This is a genomic window from Pseudoalteromonas sp. 0303 (assembly GCF_013349995.1).
In the GTDB taxonomy this organism is placed as follows: domain Bacteria; phylum Pseudomonadota; class Gammaproteobacteria; order Enterobacterales; family Alteromonadaceae; genus Pseudoalteromonas.
Window position 1 is genome coordinate 1 of record NZ_JABVXF010000084.1, and the last position, 1,831, is coordinate 1,831.

Sequence of the window (1,831 nt, forward strand, 5' to 3'; positions counted from 1 at the left end):
CCTTATTGGTAAAAGTAATTGTCCAATCTCTTTATACCGTACTCACCCCATTTGGGGGAGGAGTCCATACATCTCCTACAAGCATTGCTCTCGTATTTCGCTAACTTTCACCTAGCAACTTGCTATACTTAACGCTTATAAAGCGCTTCAATTGTTGCTGAGTCAAGTGAATAGGCATTAATCATATAGCCTGCTAACGCACCTGATGCGTTTTCTGGTAATTCAAGTTTTTGTGATAACGCATGTAGTGTGAATTGATACCTGTGAGCGCCATGTCCCTCCGGTGGGCAAGCGCCGCCAAAGCCTTTGAAACCATAATCATTTGTGATCTGCACACTGCCTTTTGGCATTGCATTCTTCTTTGTACTGCCCGCACCGCTTGCTAAACTTGATACCGACTTAGGGATATTCACAACTTGCCAATGCCACCAGCCACTCCCTGTAGGCGCATCTGGATCATAAACGGTCAATGCGAATGCTTCAGTTCCTTTAGGTGCATTTTGCCAAGCAAGTTGTGGAGAAAAGTTATCGCCATTACAACCAAACCCTTTAAACTCTTGCGCACTCCCCATAAAGTCACCATGGGCAATGTCTTTGCTTGTTAGAGTAAATGTCTCAGCGAATGTGGTGCCAGATAAACATAACAAAAATAACGGTGTAGCAATTTTCAATGTTGATGATTTCATAATATTCTCCGATTAATAAGAATAATCATAATACCTAGCAAAGACAGATCAAATTAGTACCAAAACTGTCAATTATTAGCCTGCTTCGCTCATTATTGTTTTACGAAGGGCTGTTGGAGTCGTATTAAACAAAAGTTTAAACTTATCGGTGAATCTAGATTGCGACGAAAAACCACATTGCTGGGCAATAGTGCCAATAGATTGTGAGCTACTTTGAATCAAATGTAGTCCGTGACTTAAACGTGCGTTATCTTTAATTAACTGAAAACTACTGTCTTCTGCGGTTAACTTTCTTCTGAGTGTCGATTCGCTCATCGCTAATGTCGCTGCAATACTGTTTGCATCCCAATCACGCGTTAAATCACTCGCGATGATAGTATGTACTTTGTGGGTCAGTGTTGGTGGCTCAATAATTGAACCTAAGTCTTTGAACCCCTGGGAAAATAGCACTTGCAGCAGCTCTTGTCTTCTAATTTGCCATAATTGTGGTGGTGTTACTGCAGCCCATTCAATAAATTGTTTTAAGGTCATTTGAAACAGTGGATCGACTTGCCCAGTGATGAAATTTTTCTTTGTGCTGGCTTGATATTTCAAACACTCAAAGTCGGTGTAATCAAATTCAATCAATAACGCAATATAGCCAAAGTTTTGTGGAATATTGCGCATTGCAACCTGTGGTGTATTTGCCATAAAGACAAAATCACCTGCATTGCAGTTAACTTCTTCTATATCTATTAGCGTTTTGCTGCCAGATAATACAACGACAAGTAATGGGTTTGCGATAGGCACATTTACAATATGTTGTTCATCATTAGCGCAGTAAATCGAAAACGGTAAAAACGGATGTCGCTTTACAGTACTTAAACCTATCTCTATCAATTCATTCATAATTTACAGTGTTTTTTTATTGGACTCGAAGGAACGGATTGGACCATGATTCTGAGTTATTCGACGTTAAAACGCTACCGGCTAACTTTACCCTTGTAACTCGCTAAAGCACGACCTACAAACGCGTTAAAAAACATTAGGCACTAGTACTCTTTCACATATATTTTGATCAGTTGCCCTTACTTAAATTCAGGTAACTGATCTTTTTCAATCAATAATTCAATACTCCTGCTTTTTCCAGTAACTGATGTTATAAA

2 protein-coding genes are annotated in these 1,831 nt (G+C 39.4%); both read right to left on the reverse strand.

Translation table 11 applies throughout. The features are described from left to right. Positions 1-128 precede the first annotated feature (128 nt). Positions 129-686: a YbhB/YbcL family Raf kinase inhibitor-like protein gene (locus HUS62_RS22160; RefSeq protein ID WP_175081180.1), complete on the reverse strand. Its 558-nt coding sequence runs from the start codon at positions 684-686 to the stop codon at positions 129-131. Positions 687-761: 75 nt separating this feature from the next. Next, on the reverse strand, positions 762-1,574 hold the full coding sequence (locus tag HUS62_RS22165) for a helix-turn-helix transcriptional regulator (protein ID WP_175081181.1): 813 nt from the start codon (positions 1,572-1,574) through the stop codon (positions 762-764). Positions 1,575-1,831 lie beyond the last annotated feature (257 nt).

Coding starts and splice junctions, on each gene's coding strand:
- HUS62_RS22165 (WP_175081181.1), bottom strand. CDS start 1,574: ATGAATGAATTGATAGAGATAGGTTTAAGTACTGTAAAGCGACATCCG.
- HUS62_RS22160 (WP_175081180.1), bottom strand. CDS start 686: ATGAAATCATCAACATTGAAAATTGCTACACCGTTATTTTTGTTATGT.